22 protein-coding genes and 5 pseudogenes are annotated in these 20292 nt (G+C 55.2%); 12 read left to right on the top strand and 15 right to left on the bottom strand.

Translation table 11 applies throughout. The annotated features are described in order from the left end of the window. Window positions 1-2: 2 nt before the first annotated feature. From ACA047_RS15445 to ACA047_RS15420, 6 genes are all read right to left on the bottom strand, one after another. Window positions 3-1109 carry an enoyl-CoA hydratase/isomerase family protein gene (locus tag ACA047_RS15445; RefSeq protein ID WP_497350634.1) on the bottom strand — a complete coding sequence of 369 codons (1107 nt, stop codon included), beginning with the start codon at window positions 1107-1109 and terminating at the stop codon, window positions 3-5. A gap of 134 nt (window positions 1110-1243) precedes the next feature. After that, on the bottom strand, window positions 1244-1951 hold the full coding sequence (locus ACA047_RS15440) for an HPP family protein (protein ID WP_497350632.1): 708 nt from the start codon (window positions 1949-1951) through the stop codon (window positions 1244-1246). A gap of 250 nt (window positions 1952-2201) precedes the next feature. Beyond that, window positions 2202-3122: a LysR family transcriptional regulator gene (locus ACA047_RS15435; protein ID WP_497350630.1), complete on the bottom strand. Its 921-nt coding sequence runs from the start codon at window positions 3120-3122 to the stop codon at window positions 2202-2204. A 68-nt stretch (window positions 3123-3190) separates the two neighbouring features. Beyond that, on the bottom strand, window positions 3191-3730 hold the full coding sequence (locus ACA047_RS15430) for a hypothetical protein (RefSeq protein WP_497350628.1): 540 nt from the start codon (window positions 3728-3730) through the stop codon (window positions 3191-3193). 41 nt (window positions 3731-3771) lie between these two features. Next, window positions 3772-4575 carry a putative hydro-lyase gene (locus ACA047_RS15425; protein ID WP_497350626.1) on the bottom strand — a complete coding sequence of 268 codons (804 nt, stop codon included), beginning with the start codon at window positions 4573-4575 and terminating at the stop codon, window positions 3772-3774. Window positions 4576-4666: 91 nt separating this feature from the next. Further along, window positions 4667-5614 carry a LysR family transcriptional regulator gene (locus ACA047_RS15420; protein WP_497350624.1) on the bottom strand — a complete coding sequence of 316 codons (948 nt, stop codon included), beginning with the start codon at window positions 5612-5614 and terminating at the stop codon, window positions 4667-4669. Between the two features lie 273 nt (window positions 5615-5887). Here ACA047_RS15420 and ACA047_RS15415 point away from each other — a divergent pair. Together ACA047_RS15415 and ACA047_RS15410 are read left to right on the top strand one after the other, a co-directional pair. Further along, window positions 5888-6034, top strand: a pseudogene (locus ACA047_RS15415) (OprD family outer membrane porin); the annotation flags it as partial. A gap of 166 nt (window positions 6035-6200) precedes the next feature. Next, complete coding sequence (locus ACA047_RS15410; protein ID WP_497350622.1) at window positions 6201-6713, top strand: histidine phosphatase family protein; 513 nt, start codon at window positions 6201-6203, stop codon at window positions 6711-6713. 48 nt (window positions 6714-6761) lie between these two features. Here ACA047_RS15410 and ACA047_RS15405 read toward each other — a convergent pair whose 3' ends face one another. Next, window positions 6762-7175: a hypothetical protein gene (locus ACA047_RS15405; RefSeq protein ID WP_497350620.1), complete on the bottom strand. Its 414-nt coding sequence runs from the start codon at window positions 7173-7175 to the stop codon at window positions 6762-6764. 371 nt (window positions 7176-7546) lie between these two features. Here ACA047_RS15405 and ACA047_RS15400 point away from each other — a divergent pair, with 371 nt between their 5' ends. The 3 genes from ACA047_RS15400 to yddG all read left to right on the top strand — a co-directional run bounded on the left by ACA047_RS15400 (window position 7547) and on the right by yddG (window position 9826). Next, on the top strand, window positions 7547-7981 hold the full coding sequence (locus tag ACA047_RS15400; RefSeq protein ID WP_497350618.1) for a GNAT family N-acetyltransferase: 435 nt from the start codon (window positions 7547-7549) through the stop codon (window positions 7979-7981). A gap of 69 nt (window positions 7982-8050) precedes the next feature. Next, window positions 8051-8824 carry a helix-turn-helix domain-containing protein gene (locus ACA047_RS15395; protein ID WP_497350616.1) on the top strand — a complete coding sequence of 258 codons (774 nt, stop codon included), beginning with the start codon at window positions 8051-8053 and terminating at the stop codon, window positions 8822-8824. 99 nt (window positions 8825-8923) lie between these two features. Continuing rightward, window positions 8924-9826 carry an aromatic amino acid exporter YddG gene (yddG, locus tag ACA047_RS15390; RefSeq protein WP_497350614.1) on the top strand — a complete coding sequence of 301 codons (903 nt, stop codon included), beginning with the start codon at window positions 8924-8926 and terminating at the stop codon, window positions 9824-9826. A 72-nt stretch (window positions 9827-9898) separates the two neighbouring features. Here yddG and ACA047_RS15385 read toward each other — a convergent pair whose 3' ends face one another. The 4 genes and pseudogenes from ACA047_RS15385 to ACA047_RS15370 form a co-directional block, all read right to left on the bottom strand. Beyond that, the gene (locus tag ACA047_RS15385) at window positions 9899-10342 is read right to left on the bottom strand and encodes a GNAT family N-acetyltransferase (RefSeq protein ID WP_497350612.1); all 444 of its coding nucleotides are present in this window, start codon (window positions 10340-10342) and stop codon (window positions 9899-9901) included. 59 nt (window positions 10343-10401) lie between these two features. After that, window positions 10402-10503: pseudogene (locus tag ACA047_RS15380) on the bottom strand (transposase domain-containing protein); the annotation flags it as partial. Window positions 10504-10529: 26 nt separating this feature from the next. Next, entirely contained in the window at window positions 10530-11054 is a 525-nt protein-coding gene (locus ACA047_RS15375) for a GNAT family N-acetyltransferase (protein ID WP_497350610.1), read from the bottom strand. 121 nt (window positions 11055-11175) lie between these two features. Beyond that, a pseudogene (locus ACA047_RS15370) lies at window positions 11176-11361 on the bottom strand (transposase domain-containing protein); the annotation flags it as partial. On the opposite strand from ACA047_RS15370, the pseudogene ACA047_RS15365 reads away from it, so the two are divergent. Continuing rightward, window positions 11361-11803 (top strand): annotated as a pseudogene (locus ACA047_RS15365) (IS66 family transposase); the annotation flags it as partial. The pseudogenes ACA047_RS15370 and ACA047_RS15365 overlap by 1 nt on opposite strands. A gap of 45 nt (window positions 11804-11848) precedes the next feature. Then, window positions 11849-12625, top strand: a complete 777-nt coding sequence (locus tag ACA047_RS15360) for a nucleotidyltransferase domain-containing protein (RefSeq protein ID WP_497360374.1) — start codon at window positions 11849-11851, stop codon at window positions 12623-12625. A 415-nt stretch (window positions 12626-13040) separates the two neighbouring features. Here the strand turns inward: ACA047_RS15360 and ACA047_RS15355 are convergent, their stop codons facing one another. Beyond that, the gene (locus ACA047_RS15355; protein WP_497350608.1) at window positions 13041-14051 is read right to left on the bottom strand and encodes an asparaginase; all 1011 of its coding nucleotides are present in this window, start codon (window positions 14049-14051) and stop codon (window positions 13041-13043) included. Between the two features lie 162 nt (window positions 14052-14213). Then, window positions 14214-14687 (bottom strand): GNAT family N-acetyltransferase, encoded by a 474-nt coding sequence (locus ACA047_RS15350; protein ID WP_497350606.1) that lies wholly within the window; start codon window positions 14685-14687, stop codon window positions 14214-14216. Window positions 14688-14807: 120 nt separating this feature from the next. Here ACA047_RS15350 and ACA047_RS15345 point away from each other — a divergent pair, with 120 nt between their 5' ends. The 5 genes and pseudogenes from ACA047_RS15345 (at window position 14808) to ACA047_RS15325 (ending at window position 17443) form a co-directional block, all read left to right on the top strand. Beyond that, entirely contained in the window at window positions 14808-15254 is a 447-nt protein-coding gene (locus ACA047_RS15345) for an NUDIX hydrolase (RefSeq protein WP_497350604.1), read from the top strand. 97 nt (window positions 15255-15351) lie between these two features. Then, window positions 15352-15591: pseudogene (locus ACA047_RS15340) on the top strand (GFA family protein); the annotation flags it as partial. A 35-nt stretch (window positions 15592-15626) separates the two neighbouring features. After that, window positions 15627-16085, top strand: a complete 459-nt coding sequence (locus ACA047_RS15335) for an NUDIX hydrolase (RefSeq protein ID WP_497350602.1) — start codon at window positions 15627-15629, stop codon at window positions 16083-16085. A gap of 100 nt (window positions 16086-16185) precedes the next feature. Further along, a complete protein-coding gene (locus ACA047_RS15330) occupies window positions 16186-16692 on the top strand; it encodes a P-loop nucleotide/nucleoside kinase family protein (RefSeq protein WP_497350600.1) in 507 nt (168 codons plus the stop codon). 40 nt (window positions 16693-16732) lie between these two features. Next, entirely contained in the window at window positions 16733-17443 is a 711-nt protein-coding gene (locus tag ACA047_RS15325) for an HAD family hydrolase (protein WP_497350598.1), read from the top strand. A 57-nt stretch (window positions 17444-17500) separates the two neighbouring features. Here the strand turns inward: ACA047_RS15325 and ACA047_RS15320 are convergent, their stop codons facing one another. Together ACA047_RS15320 and ACA047_RS15315 are read right to left on the bottom strand one after the other, a co-directional pair. Beyond that, a complete protein-coding gene (locus ACA047_RS15320) occupies window positions 17501-18844 on the bottom strand; it encodes a UDP-glucose dehydrogenase family protein (RefSeq protein ID WP_497350596.1) in 1344 nt (447 codons plus the stop codon). Continuing rightward, the gene (locus ACA047_RS15315; protein WP_497350594.1) at window positions 18841-20292 is read right to left on the bottom strand and encodes a mannose-1-phosphate guanylyltransferase/mannose-6-phosphate isomerase; all 1452 of its coding nucleotides are present in this window, start codon (window positions 20290-20292) and stop codon (window positions 18841-18843) included. The genes ACA047_RS15320 and ACA047_RS15315 overlap by 4 nt, the downstream gene beginning before the upstream one ends.

Raw genomic sequence — 20292 nt, 5'->3', positions numbered from 1 at the left:
GCTCAGTTCCCGTGGTCGTCGAAGCCGTCGAAGAAACTCGCCACGTGGCGGGCGTCGAGCGCCTCCAGGGTCGGCGGGTTCCAACGCGGGTTCTTGTCTTTATCGATCAGCAAGGCGCGCACGCCTTCGATCAGGTCACCGCGCTCGAACCATTGCCGGTCCAGGTGCAGCTCTAGGGCAAAACAGCTCTCCAGGCTCAGATGCCGTCCACGACGCAGCATTTTCAAGGTCACGGCCATCGCCAGGGGCGAACGGCTTTCCAGCAGCTCGGCAGTTTTCAAGGCCCAACCATGGCTGTTGGCGACCGTGACCTGACGCAGTTGCTCGACCATGCTCGGCACATCGGGAAGAGCAAAGAAGTGATCGATGGCCGGACGCAGGTCGGCCAGAGGCGGGGCGGGCAGTTGCTGCACGGCGAGTTTCGCCAGCAGGCTTTGCAGGACCTTGAGCGGTGTGCCATGCCACTCCAGCCGATCAAGCCGCTCGTCGAGCTGTTGGAGTTTGTGGCTGTCCAGGTACCAGTCGGCCAAGCCGCAATACAGCGCGTCGGCGGCACGAACCTGGACACCACTGACCCCCAGGTAGATACCCAGTTCACCCGCAATACGCGGCAGGAAATAGCTGCCGCCCACGTCCGGGAAGTAACCGATGGCGACTTCCGGCATGCCCAGGCGGCTACGCTCGGTGACCACCCGCAGGTCGGCGCCTTGCACCAACCCCATGCCGCCGCCCAGGACGAAGCCATCCATCAGGGCGAGGATCGGTTTGCGGTAGTGGTGAATAGTCAGGTCGAGGGCGTACTCCTCGACAAAGAAATCTTTATGCAGGGTGTCGCCTTGCTTGTGGCTGTCGTACAGCGAGCGGATATCGCCGCCAGCACAAAATGCCTTGTCGCCTGCACCGCGCAGGACCACCGCACGGATCTGTGGATCGAGGGCCCAAGTATCCAGTTGTTGCTGCAAGCTGCGCACCATGCCCAGGGTGAGGGCATTCAGGCCGGCGGGGCGATTCAGGGTCAAGTGACCGATATGATTGCGAACTTCGACCAACACCTCGCAGGCCATGGCTTCGACGGTCCCTGTGGCTTGGGATAATACCTGAGCAGTCATCGCTAACTCCCTGCTTTTATTGTTCTTTATAAATTGTGTAGCGCGTACCTGGCCGGAATCGTAACAGTGCAAATTTGCATTGCACAACTGGAATACGTGCAGGTCCTCTCTGCATATTTATAGCAGCCACTGGATCAGCCGCGACCCGACAGCACCTCCGTGATGCTGCGGCGCCTGGCATTGCGCTCGCTGACGTGGATCAATTGCTCAAGATCTTCTGGGGTGACGTCGAAGAACGCTTCCATTTCCGCCAGGGCCAGTTTCAAGTCTTCGCTGGTGATGGCATGGCGGTCAACGGGGGGATGGTCCGCCGGTATGACGGCAACCGGCTCACTGGCCCGCTTTGGATAGCGCACTCGGGTCAGGTTGTTGTAGGCCAGTGCACTGATAAGCAGACCGGAACCGGCCAGCATGGCAGCGCCAACGGCCTGCCAGTCCAGGGCAATGATGGAGGGGTCTGCCAGCACCAAGGTCGCTGCTACCGCACCTGCCGGAGGGTGCACGCAGCGTAGCCAGCACATCAACACCAGCGCCATGCCGGCGGCCAGGCACGCGCTGCCGAGGGTGCGGCCCAGGACATGGGCCACCAGCAATGCCACGACCGACGCGCACAGGTAACCGCCGAAAATCGACCAAGGCTGGGCGAGGGCGCCCGATGACACCGCAAAGAGCAGCACGGCCGAAGCCCCGAGAGGGCCAATCAGATGTTGCGCCACCTCGAGGCCGAAGACCTGGCTACAGAGCCAGACACTGAACATCGTTCCCAGGGCCATGCCGATGGCGGCGCGGCTCCATTCGGTGGGACGGGTATTGATAGCCGCGGGGAACCAGCGAGAAAGCATTAAGCGAAAATCCAAAAAACGAGCAAAAAAAGGGGCTTACGGGATAATCCCAGAAAGCCCTTGAAGTGTTCCAACAAGTTGGGGGAGGAACGATGCACAGTGTGCCGGTCGTGACTCTCGCTTACTAATTCATATTAATGCTGGTTAAGTGCATTTATTTTGAGGTAACTGTGGCTTTCATGTGCTTTTGCAGGCTCGGGAACCCTGTTTGCTGACCGATGAGCAGTTACAACACGCAGAAATCCTGGGTCTAACTCGCATCCGACCTGTCCCCCTCAGGCAGTTCTGCCACGAACTCACCGACCACGTCCCGGGCCAGGCTGACGATGTCTTCCACCCGTTCCATTCCCGCGCCGGTCCGCCAACTGGCAACGATGTCCATGACCGATGGCAGCGGCACGCCTTCCACCCGCTTCAAGATGCCTTGGGCCAGTTCGCCCTGTACCAGTGCCGCCGGCATGGCGCCGATACCAAAGCCGTCGCGAACCAGGCGGGTGATGGCCGAAGCCGAGTTCACACAGTTGATGCGTGGGGTGACGATGTTGGCCGAGTGCAGCAGGTTGAGAATGTCCTGGTGGGGTCGCGAGTTGCGCGAGAAGGTCACGATGCGCTCCTGGGAAAGATCCTCCAGCGAAGCGTAGTGTCGGTCATAGAACGAGCCGGTGCGCACCACCCAATGCATCGGATAACGGGTCAGGAGTGCATTGCGCACGCTGTCCAGACGCAGGATATCGGTCTGGAAAATGATGTCCTGATAGCCTTTTTCCAACTGGGAACACAGGTTGCTCGCGGTGTCGGCCGACAGTTCGATCTCCAGGGCCGGGTAATTCTTCATCAGGCGTGTCACCAACGGACTGAGCCATGTGTGTATCACCGTATCCATCGCCCCGATGCGGATCCGGCCACGCACCTGACGTGGGTCCTTGATAGCGGCCTTCATGCTTTGCATGGTGTCCATGATGCGCTCGGCGTATTCCAGCACCCGCTGGCCTTCGGATGTCAGCGACACACCTTTGGAGTCGCGCACGAATAGCCGCACGCCCATTTCGTCCTCCAGTGCCGCGATCCGGCTGGAAATGGACGCCTGAGTGGTGAACAGCTTTTCTGCCGTGAGACGAAAACTTCTCAGGCGAGCTACCCAGACGAAGGTTTCCAGAAACTTGATATTCACGTGGGGCGGCTCCTTGAAACGGTCATGGAGGGCCTGAAAGCTCAGGTTCTGTGCCGACGGAGGCCGGATTAAAGAACGCCGGCCGTCACGTACTGGAGCACGTCTTGAAGCTCGCCTGAGTCCGGCGCGTTGCTCACGGCCGCTTCGGCGCTGCACCATGGATAGTCCAGCCTCGAGACCCACGCCATGATCGGCAGTAGTTCGGTTGCCGGTAGGGTTTTCATGTGTTCAATGGTGATGGTCAGTCGCTCGACCAGTCTCGACTCCGGATTGAACTGCCAGTCATACAGGCCACAACCGACACGGGCCTGGCCGCCCTGTTTGTCCGACATCGCCACCAGCCATTTGCACTGGAAGGCGTTGGCGTTCGATGGCGGTGGGGTGTCCAGGCAAAACGTATAGACGTTTTCGAAGGTCTGGCCAAAGCGACTGACCAGCACGTCGCCGATGGCCCCACGGCCTTCAACGTGGCCTGGAAACGAGATTGAACCCGTACGCACAACCATGTCCAGAATGGCGTCCGGTGTAAAAGCCTGGCTCAGCAGATGAGGGCGGTTGCTGTCTTTGGCGTTTATGTACTGTTGGATCGATAGCTGAGCTGTGTTCATCGTGTATTCCAAATCAGGTTGAGAGCGGCCTCGTCTGAGGCTCACAAGTCGCTGTTCGATAGATCCGTCACCAGCATGCAGCCTGGGGCGTGGGTGATGCACAGCGGTGGACGTGAGGCCTGGACCACCGATTGAGGCGTCACGCCGCAGGCCCAGAATACCGGGATTTCATCCGCCTCCACCGGTACGGCATCACCGTAATCGGGCGTGTCCAGCGACTCGATGCCGATCAGCGACGGATCACCGATGTGGACTGGAGCGCCGTGGACGTTGGGCATGCGGCCGGTGATCTGAATCGCCTGGATCGCCGCGGCGGCTTTCATCGGCCGCATGCTCACCACCATTTTGCCAGACAGGCGAATGGTGGGGCGTGTGTCGATGTTGGTCCGGAACATCGCGACATTGCGCCCCAGATTGATGTGCCTGAGGTGGATGCCGGCCTCCAGCAGGGGTTGTTCAAAAGAGAACGAGCAGCCGAGGGCGAAGGCAACCATGTCGTCCTGCCACAGATGTTCGATGTCCAGGGGCTCTTCGCTCAACTCGCCATGGCGATAGACCCGATAGCGCGGTACTTCATGGCGGATATCGATGGCGGCGCCCAGATTACGGAAATACGGATCCCCTGGCTCGGTCACGTCCAGCAACGGACAAGCCTGACGGTTGAGGGTGCAATAACGCAGGAACTCGTTGGCCCAGTCGTTGGGCAGCATCACGATATTGGCTTGCACCCGACCCTGGCCCAGGCCGCTGGTATGGCCCTGGTACTGCCCGGCGGCAATGCTTTGGCGCAGGGCCAGCGGCGCGCATTGCTGCAGGTGTTCGAAGGACAGGGCAGGCTGATTCATCACGGCATCTCCAAAGGGGCATGGCGCTTTTTTAGAGCGCCGTGGCAATGCCGTCCAACAAGGAATATTGGTACCCCCAAACAAGTAAAAGTTATTCGAGAGGCGGCTGGCTGTTCAAACCGGGCACCGCCACCATGCGTTGCGGGCCGACATCAAGGGCGTATTGGCTGACCACCTGGCGGCTCATCTGGACGATGCTCTCGATCAGCTCCAGGCCCACGCCCGCGCGCCATGAGGCCACGACATCAAGCTGGGGCAGGGCAGTACCGGGCTCCAGTTGAATCAACTCGCCGCTGGCCAGGGGCTTGGCCACCAGCGCCGCCGGCAAGGCGCCAATACCAAAGCCATCGCGAATCAGCCGGGTCATGGCCGACACCGAGTTGACGCAACTGACCCGTGGCGAGCCGACGCCATGGGCGTACAGCAGATTGAGCACATCTTGATGAGGTCGCGAGTGTTTGACGAACGTGATGATGCGCTCACTGGCCATTTCGATCAGCGAAGCATAGGGCCGGGCATAGATCGAGTGACTGGCGGCGATCCAGTACATGGGATAGTGCGCAAGCTTGAGGTTGCGCACGCTTTCGTGGCGGACCGGGTCAGTCTGGAACACGATGTCCAGGTAACCCTTTTGCAGCTGTTCGCAAAGATTGCGGGCGGCGTCGGCGGTGATTTCGATTTCCACGGCGGGAAAGGTCTGCATCAGCATCGACATCAACGGGCTGAGCCAGGTGTGGATGACCGTATCCATCACACCGATGCGCACCAGGCCTTGCTGCGGGCTGGTGTTGTCCAGCGACTGCTTCAATGCACGCTGGACCTCAAGCATCTGTTCGGCATAGTCGAGCACCTTGAGGCCTTCGGGCGTCAGCGAGACCCCGCGTGAGTCACGCACGAACAGGCGCAAGCCCAATTCCTCTTCCAGCGAAGCGATCCGGCTGGAGATCGCGGCCTGGGTGCTGAACATTTTCTCGGCGGTCAGGCTAAAGCTTTGCAGCCGGGCAACCCAGACGAAGGTTTCGAGGAATTTCAGGTTCATGGGGATCTCTTGGCGCTTGTGGTTCTTATAGCTGCAATTGTTACTCCAGATCGGACCATTGAAGGCATCAAATTTTCTTATGCCCGATCTGGCATTTTCCCCGTTTGACGCTGCCAAGCCTCGATGGGAAGAATCCGTCCCACGACGCAGGCCACTGCGTGCGCATCCCCAACGACAACGCCTTCACAAAAAAATAACGAGGCGTGTCCGTCATCTTCGCTTGCTGCCGCAGGAATCTCCCATGGAAAAGACCATGACTGACCGCGTACCTACAGGAACACCGACATTGCCTATGTGGTGCAGGACGGCACGTTGAAGGGGCTGGGTGTCAAATGGCGCAATGCGTCGGCGCGCTCCAATTTTGGGAATGATCTGGATGAGAATCGGTTGATTGTTAGTTATACGGTAGGGTTTTGGTAAGATTGTTTTTATCGCCTGCAGCAACACCCCGCGATGAGGGGCGTTGCTGTGTACATACATAAGCAATTTGAAAGTGATTTTCAGGAAAGTAAGGGAACTATTTTCTGTGATTTACCTAATACGACACGCCTCGCCCCTGATTGACTACAAGCGCTGCGGTGCACGCTTGGCTAAAGTGCTTTTGGATGAATATAACCAGACGTCATCTATCGATGAGGATGAAATTGCAGGGTTCTTGGGCCAACCGGACTTGTCTCGGCCACTTTTAGCGTCTGAGGCCACCGTCATTTCTTCCCCGGTCAACAGAGCCTATGCAACGGCGTGCAGGTTGTTCGGGGCTGCGAGTATCCAACAGGATATTCGGTTACAGGAGTACGACCTGCGGTTAAGCGCGATTCCTTTCCTGAGAATGGGGTTACGGCAATGGTTCGCTTTGCACAGAATTCTTTGGTTGCTGGGGATTTCGTTGGGAGCAGTACCCCGAAAAACGGAATACCGTCGGGCTGAAGGTGTTGCCGATGAGCTTTACAAATCCTTCGCCGAGACAGGGAAGACCACGGTCGTCATCTCCCATGGCATGTTTCTCAGAACCGTCAGGAAAACCCTGCAAAACCGGGGTTTGCAAGCTCGTACAGTTTATCGCTCAGGGTGTTTTACGGTTGAGTCTTTAACACTATGACAGGGTTGCGTCCCCGTGGAGAGTTGGCCGGGCGGCTGACTCAATCGCTTAATCACCTGGCATTCGTGGTCGCGGCGTTTCATTTCCGGTTGGCTGCAATTCGACCACAATCTTTGGTGCGTCATGAGCGGTAGAGCGCTCTGCACCATGGCCGCGACTATGTACGCCACTCGAAGGCGTCCCGAGCAACGCGGCAGTGAAGGCTTCGTCTTGCGGGGTGTAGCCTTCAGGCAGTCTATAGCCCCCATGCTGACGGTGAAGTTCTAGAATGACGCCGCTTGGTAGTTTCACAAACACGATTGGCTTCTCAGGCTGAGTTGGCCGGCATCTCGCATAATTGCTGTCTTTAAGAAGTGCTTGCGTAGCGGCGGCTTTGCATTCGTCCAACGTCAGACCGCTTTGCACTGATAGTTCTTTATTTACGTTGATCGCGGTCGCGATAAATAACGTGTATAACGACATGTCTGAGCTCTCTGATCATCATCCGTTAATGCCGCGTTATCAGTGTGCCCATGCGTTAGCAGACTTCACTCTGACCACGATCCTGTATACAGCTGGGAGCGTGTTTAAACCAGTCATCGCTTGATGATGTTTTTATATGACTCTAAAAATTAAAGCGCCGTTTTTGACGGCATTTGGCTGGCGCGCCGGTATAAGTTAACTCTGGGTATTGTCTACGCACAGGCTTCTCGACGGTGACCCCGCCCGGCGTGTAATCGAGCTTCTTGCTGATGTCTTCGCCGGGCGCTTACGGGCAGGGCACCTGGCAGCAATATCTACGCGGCTTCTGCTAGTCTGCAGGGCGAGACAGTCAACACAGCAAGGCTCAACCAATGTTCAACCTCCGTGTCATGACCCTGGACGATTACGATGCCGTCATCGACCTGATGAGGCGTACCCCGGGCGTTTCCTTGCGTGATGCCGACTCTCGTGAATCGACCTCGAAATATTTAGAACGCAATCCCGGTATGAGCTTCGTTGCTGAAGTCGGCACCGTGCTCTGCGGTTGCATCATGTGCGGACACGACGGTCGCAGAGGATATCTGCAGCATTTGGTTGTCCTTCCCCGGTATCGGCGGCAAGGCATAGCAAATGCGTTGGTAGGGCGCTGCCTTTCGAGTCTTGAGAAACTCGGAATACTTAAATGTCATCTCGACGTTTTCAAGACCAATGTGGCAGCTGCTCACTATTGGCACAGCCAGGGTTGGCAGCTTAGGTCTGATATCGATCGCTATTCGTTTATCCGATCGGATAATGAGAATGTGTGAAAATCAGGCACTGGTGCTGGGTTCAATCACTCATGCATCATGCGTACGTCGTCTTACGGAGAGAGTACGATGCATAACGCCGATGCACAGAAGGTTTCACTGGCCTTGCGATCCTACTCGGGACAGGTGGAGCTACATGATCACGACTATCATCAGATAGTGCTTTCTCAATACGGCTCGATGGAAATAGAAGTCGATGGCCGTGGCGGTGAAGTCAACTGGAGCCAAGGCGTAATCATCCCTGCCGGAGCCCCGCATACCTTTTGCGCCAAGACCGCCAACACTTTCCTGGTCCTCGATGTGCCCTTTACGTCTTACACGCAAAAGCCCGAAGCAGAAACCATCAAAAAGCTGAGCGAAAAAAGCTTCTTTGCGGTAAGACCTGAGGTCCGCCATCTACTCAACTACGCGACATGCAGTGAGCCGTTGCTGAATAACTCATCAGAGGTAGCTCGGTCCTGGAGTACTTTGTTGATGTCGTCTTTGGTGCAGTCTCATAGCAATACTCCCAACCCTGGGCACTACACCCTGACTAGGGCATTGACGTATATCGAAAACAACCTTGGCAGCCATTTGACAGCCTCCGAAATCGCCCGAATCGCAGGCACCAGCGAGCGACGTTTATACGTGCTTTTCGAGCAGTATCTGAAGACCACACCGTTCGTGCACGTCACCAGTTTGCGCCTGAACCTGGCCATGGACCTGTTGCGCGACACCCAACTGTCAATCACCGAGATCGCCCACCAAGTGGGTTACGCAGACCAAAGTGCCTTGAACCATGCCTTGAAGAAAAGTCGTGACCTGACCCCGGCAGCTGCTCGGAGGTTGTCCAGAATCCACTGAAAATGTGCAGTCTGGAACAAATTTCCAGCAGCATCCGCCAATACCCGCCTAGCCATCCTTTCTATGATCCCTGTTCCGAAACGCTCACCGGCGGAGCTCATGACACAATCCAAGGCACCTTTCAAACCGACCACAAATGGTAGGACTGCAGGCTCGGCAACCGCCATCGGGGTCGTTGCGGTGTTTCTGTGGTCATGCCTGGCGTTGCTCACCACCTTTACTTCCGGAATTCCTCCTTTTGAATTGCTGGCTTTAAGCTTTGCCGTGGCATTCCTGGCCAGTCTAGGCGTTATTGGCCTGACCGGCGCGGCGGGCTTTTCCGGTTGGCGTCAGCCCTGGCAAGTCTGGGCCACAGGTTTTCTGGGGATTTTTGCCTATCACGCCTTGTACTTCTTCGCCCTGAAAGCGGCGCCACCCGCCGAGGCCAGCCTGATCGCCTATCTCTGGCCACTCCTGATCGTGTTACTGGCAAGCGTCTGCGGCGGCCAACCGCTGCGTAAACGACAATTGCTGGGCGCGATCCTGGGACTGGCTGGTACCGCTTTCATCATGCGACTGGGGGCGCAATCCACCGTCACCGACATCCCGATTGCCGGGTATGCAGCAGCTTTGCTCTGCGCGCTGGTATGGTCAAGCTACTCAGTGATCAATCGCCGCTTCAGCAACGTTCCCAGTAGCATCATTGGCGGTATCTGTGGCCTGGTAGCCATGGCCGGGCTGCTCTGTCACTTGGCCTTCGAAACCACCATTCGCCCCGATTCTGGTCAATGGGCGGCAATCATCGGCCTGGGTCTGGGGCCGGTTGGCTTGGCTTTTTTTGCCTGGGATCACGCCACCAAACACGGCAACCTGGCGAGTCTCGGTGCTCTGTCCTATTTGGCACCGCTGTTCTCCACGCTGCTGCTGATCCTGGTGGGCCAAGCTAACGCCAGGCCCATCCTGCTCGTGCCTTCGATACTCATCATCGCGGGCGCGGTGATTGCTACTTCACGCGCACGGTAAGCGTCCGCCGAACACACCTTGCGTGATTAAGCGGACGCCCACCTAAGCGTAAGCGTCCGGTCGGTACATTTTTTAGTTATTATTCAGGCACTTTTCAAAGCGAATATCACCTTCCGGTAAATTCTCCATGGGCTGCCAGCCAAGGTTTCGATAAAAGCCACTCGCGCGGCTTGCTTCAGCGGTTTCTAGCCATATCGTCTGGTGGTGTTGAAATAGGAAAGCTTCTGCTCTGTCCATCAGACTGCGCCCCAATCCGTGCCCCTCGAACTCAGGAAGAACGAAAGCGGCAAACACGCAGCCATCCTCAACATCAGCCATGGAAAAACCTACGGGGACACCATCGACCTCGGCGACCCAAGCGCATGGAGCCTCTAAAATTGCCTGTCGTATAGTTTCGGGAGTAATACCCATTTCCGCTAACTGATCATGGGACAAGTGGTTTTCCTGAACACTTGTTCGAATATCAAAAATGGCATTGATATCGGCCTGGTCGGCGAGTCTGATTGTTTTTTCCATGACGTATTCCTTTGTATTCCATCAACGCGATGGAAAGTATCCTTACATGTCTGGCGTAATCAAGGGTGGCCCCACTTGTGCGGCAGCAACTCCGCAATTTCACTCGCCCGCTGCGTCGGCAGTCGCGTGAGGACGTCCTTCAAATAAACATACGGATCATGGTATGCGTCCAGGCATCCCATCTTGCCTAACTTAATTGGCTAAAGGGCAACCGATACCTCACCTCTACCAGTGTTACACCCCCCCTTTCAAGATTGCGCTCACTCCCTGTTTCCTCAACACATCCTGCCCTGCGATAAAATCGGATAGCTCTTTCATTACGGGTCAAGACCCAAAGAGTTAAACGCTCATATCCTTGCTCCATCAAGTACTGCAGGCCTGCTTTCCACAAGGCTAGCCCGACGCCAGTTTGCCAATACCTAGCTAAAACGTAGATGGCCATGACCTCACCCGCGTTTCCCCCAGCGGCATCTTCGTCACGGCTGGCTCCGACTGATATCCAGCCGACGACCTGCTTGTTCAGCTCCGCGACCAATACTTTAGACTCGCCCGATTCAATCGAGCGAATCCAAAATGATTCACGCTGAGCCGGAGTTGCTTCCAACGAGTTCAAGTATTCGGTAGGCATCAGGTCACGATACGCTTCTTGCCAACTGCTGATATGCACCTGGGCAATAGCCTTTGCGTCGCAGGGTAACGCGTTACGAATCATCGATGTGCTCCTTCTTCGGACACTGAATGCTTATTGTAGTCGTCTCAGTATGCCCGCCGATGAGGAAATAGGTTATGAAGTCCAAACGGAGATTCTTTGGTATTGGGGTGTGTACGCTAAGCTAACATAGAACGGTCAACCATCTGTGCGCTAATAAAGTGGTGATTTCGCTTGCTGATTGCGTCGGCAGATGCGTGAGAATGTCCTTCAAGTAAGCATACGGATCATGACCGTTGAGCCTTGCAGACTGGATCAAACTCATGATCGCCGCCGCCCGTTTTCCGCTGCGTAGCGACCCTGCGAAGAGAAGTGGAACGGCAAGCGCGGGACATGAGCGATGAGGGTCGCTGGCGAATACGGCAGGAAAAGGCAGCACCGATCATCGAAACGCATCCACGACTGGATGCTGGCCCAGCGGGATTTGGTGCCTAACGGATCAGCAACGGCCAAAGCCCTTGATTACAGTCTTAAACGCTGGGTAGCACTGACGCGCTACTTGGAAGATGGGGCTGTACCGATTGACAACAACCAAGTCGAAAACCAGATCCGCCCGTGGGCACTTGGGCGCTGGAACTGGTTGTTTGCCGGATCGCTACGCAGCGGCAAACGGGCAGCGGCGATCATGAGTTTAATCCAGTCTGCACGCATGAATGGGCATGATCCGTATGCCTACCTGAAGGACGTCCCCACTCGCACCCACGCAGCGGGCAAGTGAAATTGCCGAACTCCTGCCTGGCAAGTGGGTACCAGCTCATCTAACGGTCGCTAAAGTCGCTAACCAACCGGACAATTTCATGGATAAGTGTCATGGCACAGATGCCGAGGGATTCATCAAGTCCATTCCAGCTGTACAGATCCAGCCAGAGTTTGAGAGTGTTGTCAGAGATGTCTGCTCGACCCTGGTAGCGGCACTCGGGACGGCAGTAGACAGCATCTACCTGTATGGCAGCGTTGCCAGCGGAGAAGCGAGACCAGGCGAATCAGACCTCGATGTGACACTGTTGATCAATGGTCAACTTGACCTTTATAAAAGTCAGCTAGAACGTGTAAAGCATGAGTTACAAGAACGGCACCCAGAAGTTACCAAGATTGATTTTGATGTAGGAACTCGCGCTGAAGCTCTGGCCCCTGCGAACCTTTTTAGCTGGGGCTACTGGCTAAAACATCATTGCCGATGTGTTTGGGGGAGTGACCGTAGCAGCGAATTGCAAAGTTTTAAGCCCTCACGCGAGATCGCGATGGCAATCAACGGGGATTTCGCTGCGGTGCTAAGGACGTACGCCACGTCGATTGAGTGTACGACTGATACCGTGCAGCTACGTCGATTGCAGCGCGAGGCGTCCCGAAAACTCATCAGGTCTACGAGCATCCTGCGTCTGGATCAGGAGCAGTCGTGGCCTCTCGCACTTGAGGATTATGTAGAACTCTTTGCACGAGTCGCTCCGAAAATGAAGCATAGAATTGATTATTTCCTGATGCAGGCGAGGGCGCCAGATGCTTCCGCAGAGACGTTTTCAGCGGTCCTCAGATCTTTCACGGACTGGATGATCGAACAGCAAGCACCCACCTAAAGGGTAGCGGTATGACGCGTCTAAACCCCGAACCAGGTAGGATTCAGCCATAGCTAGGTGGAAATGCGCCTGGCTATGACTAACCAGCCCGCAGCGCATGCACCATTTCCAAAATATCGAAACCTGACTTCACCGGACGCTTACGCATGAGATACCCGCTTAGAAGGCTAGAGCTAGTGCCCACTTAAATTTAAGTGCACACCATGTCTTGGCGTTGCGGGGTTGGGTAGATGACTTAGCCGGACGCATACAGATCATGTCCATTGAGTCGCGCCGACTGGATCAAACTCAGAATGGCGGCCGCCACCCCGGGCGAGTACAGCTGCAAGCAACGCATCGACCAGAGGCCGAAAAGGTGTTCGCCAGTCGCTGACCCTTGTTTCGCAGCCACCCAAACCTTAAGCGGATAACCCGTTCAAAGCTTGGCCAGTCTCAATGTGCTCTGTAATTGACCAACGCGCTCACCCCGCAGGCTCTTTATCGGCGGGTCGATCCAAGGCGCTAGAAGCCTATGTTCGTGAATTAAACCCAGCTGCAGTAATACGCTGACGGCGGTGGTGCACAGTGGTCCTGAACTTCCATCTGCAATCTTAATGGCGATACCCAAACCGCGACTGCGAACCGCGATTGTATAGACGCCATCCGCGCCGGCTTTGGCAATGCAATCGCCCTTGGATGCTTGAGCGATGGCGTGATCACAGCGTCCAGTACCTGACACCATTTCTGGGTGTGAAACCATTGCGGATGCAATTGACGACAGCGCGGTATCGTAATCACTGTCGATGCTGGAGTCGCCAGACGCAAGACGTGCCCAGAGCAGGGCAAGTCGGGACAGTGGCATGCCGTAGTTCGGCGCGCTGCAACCATCTGTTCCAGACCATAGCTGGCTTATAGGGAGCTTCGCGAGTTGCGCAACGCCTCGACGGATGTCCACTTGGAGCGGGTGATCTTGTTCAAGATAATCTTGGTGATGGTCGTGTAAAGAACAAAAGCCCAGAAAACCCGCGTGTTTGCCTGAGCAGTTGTTATGCCTCTGATCGAACACGCTGCCTAACGGTGGAAGGTTGTGTTCACCGTATTGAATCGGTAGATGGCACCCGCAGCGCAGATCAGTTTCTGATTTGCCAATTTTTTCAAGCAGTCGGGTAACGGCGTCGACATGAAAATCCTCGCCGGAATGGCTGCCACAGGTAATGGCAAGCTCTGCCGCAGACAACCCAAAGTGTTGGTGCCCACCATCCCGGACCAAAGGCAGCGCTTGAAAAGGCTTCAGTGTCGAGCGTGAAAATACGTAGGTGTCAGCTGCTCCCACCTGCGCAACCGATGCGCCCGAGGTATCAACCACGGCGAGTGATCCCCAATGGATGCGTTCGATATGGTTATTGCGCGTCGCTATCACAATCGGGATATGGGCAGGTGACAGCATCGAAAGATCCGCAAGCGAGTGAGTTACTTGAACCAGTAGAGCACCATTGTAAACGTCAAGCCAATACTGCTTGTCTGGTTAAACAGGTGCCTGCCTGTGGCGGCATGAACACATCCTTCAAGTAACGTAGGGACCATGTCCGTTGAACCGTGCCGTCACTGTCTAAATGTCATACCGTTTCACGAGACGACGTTCGTCGGGCTCATAACCTTGTTGCCGGTAAAACTTATGAGCCTGCACTCTGTTGTTGCCGCTGGTTACCTCAGCCCGGATACAGCGTTGCTCTGCAAAAAAAGCGTCAGCCGCCGAAACCAGCATGGCTCCGACGCCCTGTCCTCGGAAGGCATCATCAACCACCAATGAGGTGATACGTCCGAGCCTGCCTGGCTGATGGAATAGTTCAAGTACATGCAAGCTTATGACCCCAATGATGTCGTCACCGTCTTGCGCTACCAGCACGGCATCGGTAGTACTGGAGCCAAAAATTTCAAGTTTCTCTTGGATGAGCTTTGGCGAGATCTGGTAGCCCAACTGATTCAGGAGATTAGATATCACGTCCGCATCCACGTTGAGCGCTTTTCTAATTTCCATAGCAGTCTCGGAAAGTGAAGGCCTGGCCAGTTTTTTTCTGCGCATGCACATGCATCCATTCATGGACATCGTACGTCGCGACCTGAAAACTACTTGGGTTTCGGCTCTGACGCCGGGTGGAATGCAGTACCTTGTGCATCATCAAGCCAAAAGGGAGTTTTACTCATGCCGGAACAGCGCATTCGTCCTCTCGCTCTCTGCATCTTTCATCATCACGGAAAAATACTGGTCAACCCATTCTACGATGCCGTTGAAAAACAGACGCTCTATCGCCCTATAGGCGGCGGCATTGAGTTCGGCGAAAGGAGTATCGATGCTATCGTCCGAGAAGTGCAAGAAGAGCTAGGTCTTTCGATTAGCGACGTTCGACTGATTGGCACATTGGAGAGCATTTTCACTTACTTGGGCAAGCCGGGGCACGAGATAATCCAAGTTTACGATGCAAGATTTGACGACGCAGGCGTCTATGAAAAACCTTGGCTAGAAGGCTGTGAAAGCGACGGGGCATCGTTCAGGGCCACGTGGTGTCACAGTTCCAGCTTCACCGCTAACTCACCGCTAGTACCTGAAGGGCTCTATGATCTGCTCAAGAATGCTTCGCTATTGGAATGAATAAAGGGTTAGCGAGCGCATTTTATTGCCTAGGCACGAGAGCAAATGATTCAGTGGCACGAAGCGTTGGACGGACGCGTTCGATGCCCACTTTGCTGGAGGGGCAAATATGCTCGGGCTGTACGAGTCCGAAACTGGTGTCAGGCGCCAGTTTTGTCCGACTTGCGGTTCAAGCTTGTTCTGGTCTGATCCTCACGGCGCGTTCCCTGACTGGATATCGGTTGCCGTGGCCACTCTTGACTCCGAATTCAAGCCGGGTAAGCAACAGCACAGCTGCCGCGAAACCAGGCTTCATTGGCTCGACTTGTCAGATTCCATCGAGCCGACGCGGCGTTAGTCTTGAGTAACTGAGACCGCTTCCAGGACGTTACGATGCTTCCAAACAAAGCTTGTCCCATTATTCTTTCCAATGCTCACAAACCGCGCATCATGTTGTTCCGTCATCCGCTAGCCGGTGTACAAATTGTGAAAGGGACGATCGAGGAGGGTGAAGCGGCCAGGCAGGCCGCACTGCGGGAGTTGAGTGAAGAGTCCGGGATTGCCAGTGCTACGATCCTGGCAGACCTCGGATGCTGGGACGCCGATCACCTCGCCCAAGTATGGTCATTTCACCTATGTGATCCAAAGGTCTCGCTTCCTGAGCGATGGACATACTGCACGCGTGACGACGGTGGGCATTGCTTTGAGTTTTTCTGGGCTGCCTTCGACGAGTTGCCCTATGAAGAGTGTCATCCCGTCTTTCGCCGAGCGCTGCGCTTTTTGAGCGGTACGCTCGCTGCGTCTGGCTACCTGAATCGCTGTTGGGGGAACCACCTGCGCAGTGATCGCTGAGTCGTTGAACGGATAGGCTCGCAGAGCCCGCCCGGTTATTCTTGGTCGTTTGGACTGGCAACGACCTGAACGGGCTTAATTCACTCACCAAGGATATAGAATGCTCATTGTCTTCAGCGGCCTTCCAGGCACCGGAAAGACGACTATCGCGACGGAGCTTGCTGCCCGAATAAGTGCCGTGTACCTGCGGATCGATACGATTGAGCAGGCCATCCGAAATGCCGGGGTGCTGGCACAAGACGTGGGGCGCAGCGGTTACATGGTCGCTAATGAGCTTGCGCTGAGCAATCTTCGTTTGGGGCACTCGGTCATAGTCGACTGTGTTAACCCAGTCATCGAAAGCCGAAAGGCGTGGAGCGAAATCGCCACGCGCGCGGCTGCTCCATTAGTGAATATTCAGGTGGTTTGCTCTGATCAACGGGAACACCAGCGGCGGGTAGAAACAAGGAATATTGATATTCCTGGGCTGACGCCACTAAGCTGGCAGTCTGTTTTGGATCATGAATATGAGGCGTGGGATAACGCTCCGTTTACTATGGACACGGCCCTGACGACTCCGGGGGAGGCCGTGGCGATGATTACTCAACGATTTTTATCCGAGGTGTAGCCTGGGCTGTTCTACTGATTTGGTTTCACGAGGGAAATTCGTGTACCCACGGGCCATTCTGTTCGATTTAGATAACACCCTGACACACCGCGACTTGAGTATCCTGCGGTACGCCAAACTGTTCCTGACCGATTTCGGCCATCACATCAAACCAGCGACGTTGGATGACATCACGAACCTTATTCTGCGTGAAGACAACGGCGGTTATCTTTCCCCGCAATCTGAATTTTCCTCCATCCGGGAAGCGGTCGGTCAAGCGCTTTCCAGTCACTTACCATGGTTAGTACCGAAGGCACCCCAGATCTTGATCGAGCACTGGATGAGCCATTTTCCAGCGGCTGCCGTCCAGATGCCAGGCGCTACGGACTTGATCCAAGAGCTGGAACGCAGAGATATCAAGGTTGGGATAGTTTCCAATGGCGCCGAGCGCTCTCGAAGACAAACCGTCGCCGCATTACCTTTCGCTCAGTCGGTCAGTATGGTTATCAGTTCGCAAGCGTTTGGGATAGCCAAACCGGCGTCCGATATCTTCCACGAAGGTGCTGCACAGATAGGCTGTCTTCCAGAGCAGTGCTGGTTTGTAGGTGACCATCCTTTGAATGACTACCAAGGTGCAAAAGCTGCCGGAATGTACGCCGTGTGGCTTCAAGGTTTTCATCCATGGCCCGCAGGCATATCTCCAGCGGATTGCTCTATACATTCGCTCGGTGAGCTACTCGCTCTGATCTCAAAGTGGTTACCGGGAAAGTAGCGTTTTTTTACAGGAGCAGGCCGGTGCCTGGCACCGGGCGGCAATGCAACGAGTCAGCTAAATAACCGGCCTCACTGACAGTCCGCGCCCGATACCGTAGTAGTGGAAGCCTTCCAGTTTCATGCGCTCGGGATCAAATATATTACGGCCATCAAAAATGATCGGTGAACTGAGCTGGGTCTTTATCAAGTCCATATCCGGCGCTTTGAATTCACGCCATTCAGTAACAATAACCAGCGCGTCCGCGCCGCGCAGAGCGGCCTCCTTGGTACCCATGAGCAGAAGATCTTCATTCACGCCGTAGATGCGCTGGGTTTCTGCCATTGCTTCTGGATCAAACGCCTGAATACGGGCGCCTACGGCGCGTAATTGATCGATCAATACCCGACTCGAAGCGGCACGCATATCGTCGGTGTTGGGTTTGAACGCCAAGCCCCATATCGCAAAGGTCTTGCCCTCAAGTTGCCCGTCAAAGTGATGGTGGATGTGTTTGTACAGATGCTCTTTTTGTCGCCGATTCACTTCTTCCACCGCGCTGAGCAAGGTCGCTTCATAACCGACTGAGGACGCCGATTTCTCCAATGCCTGCACGTCCTTTGGAAAGCATGATCCGCCATAGCCGCAACCGGCATAGATAAAGTCATAACCGATACGTGGGTCCGAGCCGATACCTTTGCGCACGGCTTCGATATCCGCACCCAGCAGTTCAGCAAAATTGGCCATTTCGTTCATGAATGAGATTTTTGTCGCCAGCAGACAATTGGCAGCATATTTCGTCAGTTCGGCACTGCGAATATCCATGGTAATGATTTTTTCGTGGTTGCGATTGAACGGCTCATACAACAGGCGCATGCGATCAATGACGTAACTACTGTCGGTTCCCAAAATGATTCTGTCGGGGCGCGTGCAATCGGCGACCGCGGAACCTTCCTTGAGAAATTCAGGGTTGGACGCCACGTGGAATTCCAGCTCCAGCTCGCGATGCTTAAGCCCCTGCATGATAGTTGCCGCGACTTTATCGGCGGTGCCCACAGGAACAGTGGATTTGTTGACGATGATTTTAATGTCGGTCATGTGTTGAGCTATGGCGGCCGCCACCGTCAACACATATTTCAAATCGGCACTGCCGTCCTGATCGGGGGGTGTTCCGACAGCAATGAACTGCACTTCGCCGTGGCGTACGCCTTCGGCGGCATCAACGGTAAAGTGCAGGCGACCGGCCTCATAATTTCTTTCAACCAGTGCCGACAGACCAGGCTCGTAGATCGGAATGATACCTTTCTTCAGATTATCAACTTTCGCCTGATCGATATCGACACAGCAGACAACATGGCCGACATCGGCCAATACCGCAGCCTGTACCAGGCCGACGTAACCGATTCCAAATACAGTGATATTCATTGCAGCACTCCTTTAATGGTCTCAGTTCGTTCAGTTCGTCCGTAACGATCTTCGAAGCGCACAATGTCGTCTTCGCCCAGGTAGGAACCTGACTGAACTTCTATAAGTTCCAGATCAATTTTCCCCGGGTTTTCCAGCGAGTGCTTTACGCCGATTGGAATGAAGGTGGATTCGTTTTCGGACAGCAGGATGTGTTTGTCACCGATTTGCACGTTGGCCGTCCCTGATACAACAATCCAGTGTTCGGCGCGGTGATGATGGAGTTGCACGGAGAGTTTATGGCCGGGCTTTACGGTGATTCGTTTGACCTGATAGCGATTGCCTTTATCGATGGCATCGTACTTACCCCAGGGGCGATAGACTTGTCTATGGCTGATGGCCTCGGTGCGATGTTGCGCCGCCAGTTCGGTGACGATGCCCTTGACCTGCTGGGTCTGGCTCATGCTTGTGACCAGTACCGCATCTGAAGTTTCAACCACCACCACATTGCTCAGGCCGAGTACTGCAACAAGCCGGTGACTGGAGTGCACGTAACTGTTTTCGACATCCTGCAACAGCGCGTCGCCTCGCATGCAATTTCCGGCGTGGTCTTTTTCCGCGTCTTCCCACACCGCATCCCAGGAACCCAGATCACTCCAGTGCAAATCCAGAGGCATCACCACTGCAATCTGGGTTTTTTCCATAACCGCGTAATCAACGGAAACACTGGGCGCCTTGGCGAAGTCCACTTTGTTCAGACGAGTGAAGTCCAGGTCCAACGACGCATTTTCCACGGCCAGCGATGCAGCTTCGAAGACCGCAGGGCAGAGGTGCTGCATCTGTGCAGCCATTACAGAAGCCTTCACCATGAACATTCCGCTGTTCCAGAAATACGTGCCTTGGGCAACGAAATTGGTGGCTGTTTCCAGGTCAGGTTTCTCGACAAATGCCTGTACGGACACCGGCATTCCGGTGCTACCCGCGGACGCCTGGATATACCCATAACCGGTTTCCGGCTTGGTTGGCACTATTCCGAAGGTCACAATCGCGCCCTGCTCTGCGTCCCGTAGGGCCAACTGGATAGCGGTGTTGAAGGCATCAGCATCGTTGATGACGTGGTCGGCCGCGAGAATCAACAGGATCGGGTCCTGGCCGTTTTTCAGCGCTGCCAGCGTGGCCGCGGCAATGGCCGGTGCGGTGTTGAGGGATGTCGGCTCAAGCAATATCGTTTGAGGCGTCACGGCCAGATCACGGCTTTGCTCTGCAACAATAAAACGATGATCTTCATTGCATACAATGATAGGCGGCGCCAAAGGGACACCATCAACAGACAGGTTTCGAACACGCAAGAGTGTTTGCTGGAACAGGCTGATGTCAGCATTCAGGGAAATAAACTGTTTGGGTTTAAGCAATCTGGACAATGGCCACAGGCGTGAGCCTGCTCCACCGCATAAGATAACGGGCGTCAT

Source organism: Pseudomonas sp. LBUM1664 (assembly GCF_059695895.1).
Note: the sequence above shows the minus strand (reverse complement) of the source record. Positions and strands in the feature narration are given on the sequence as shown.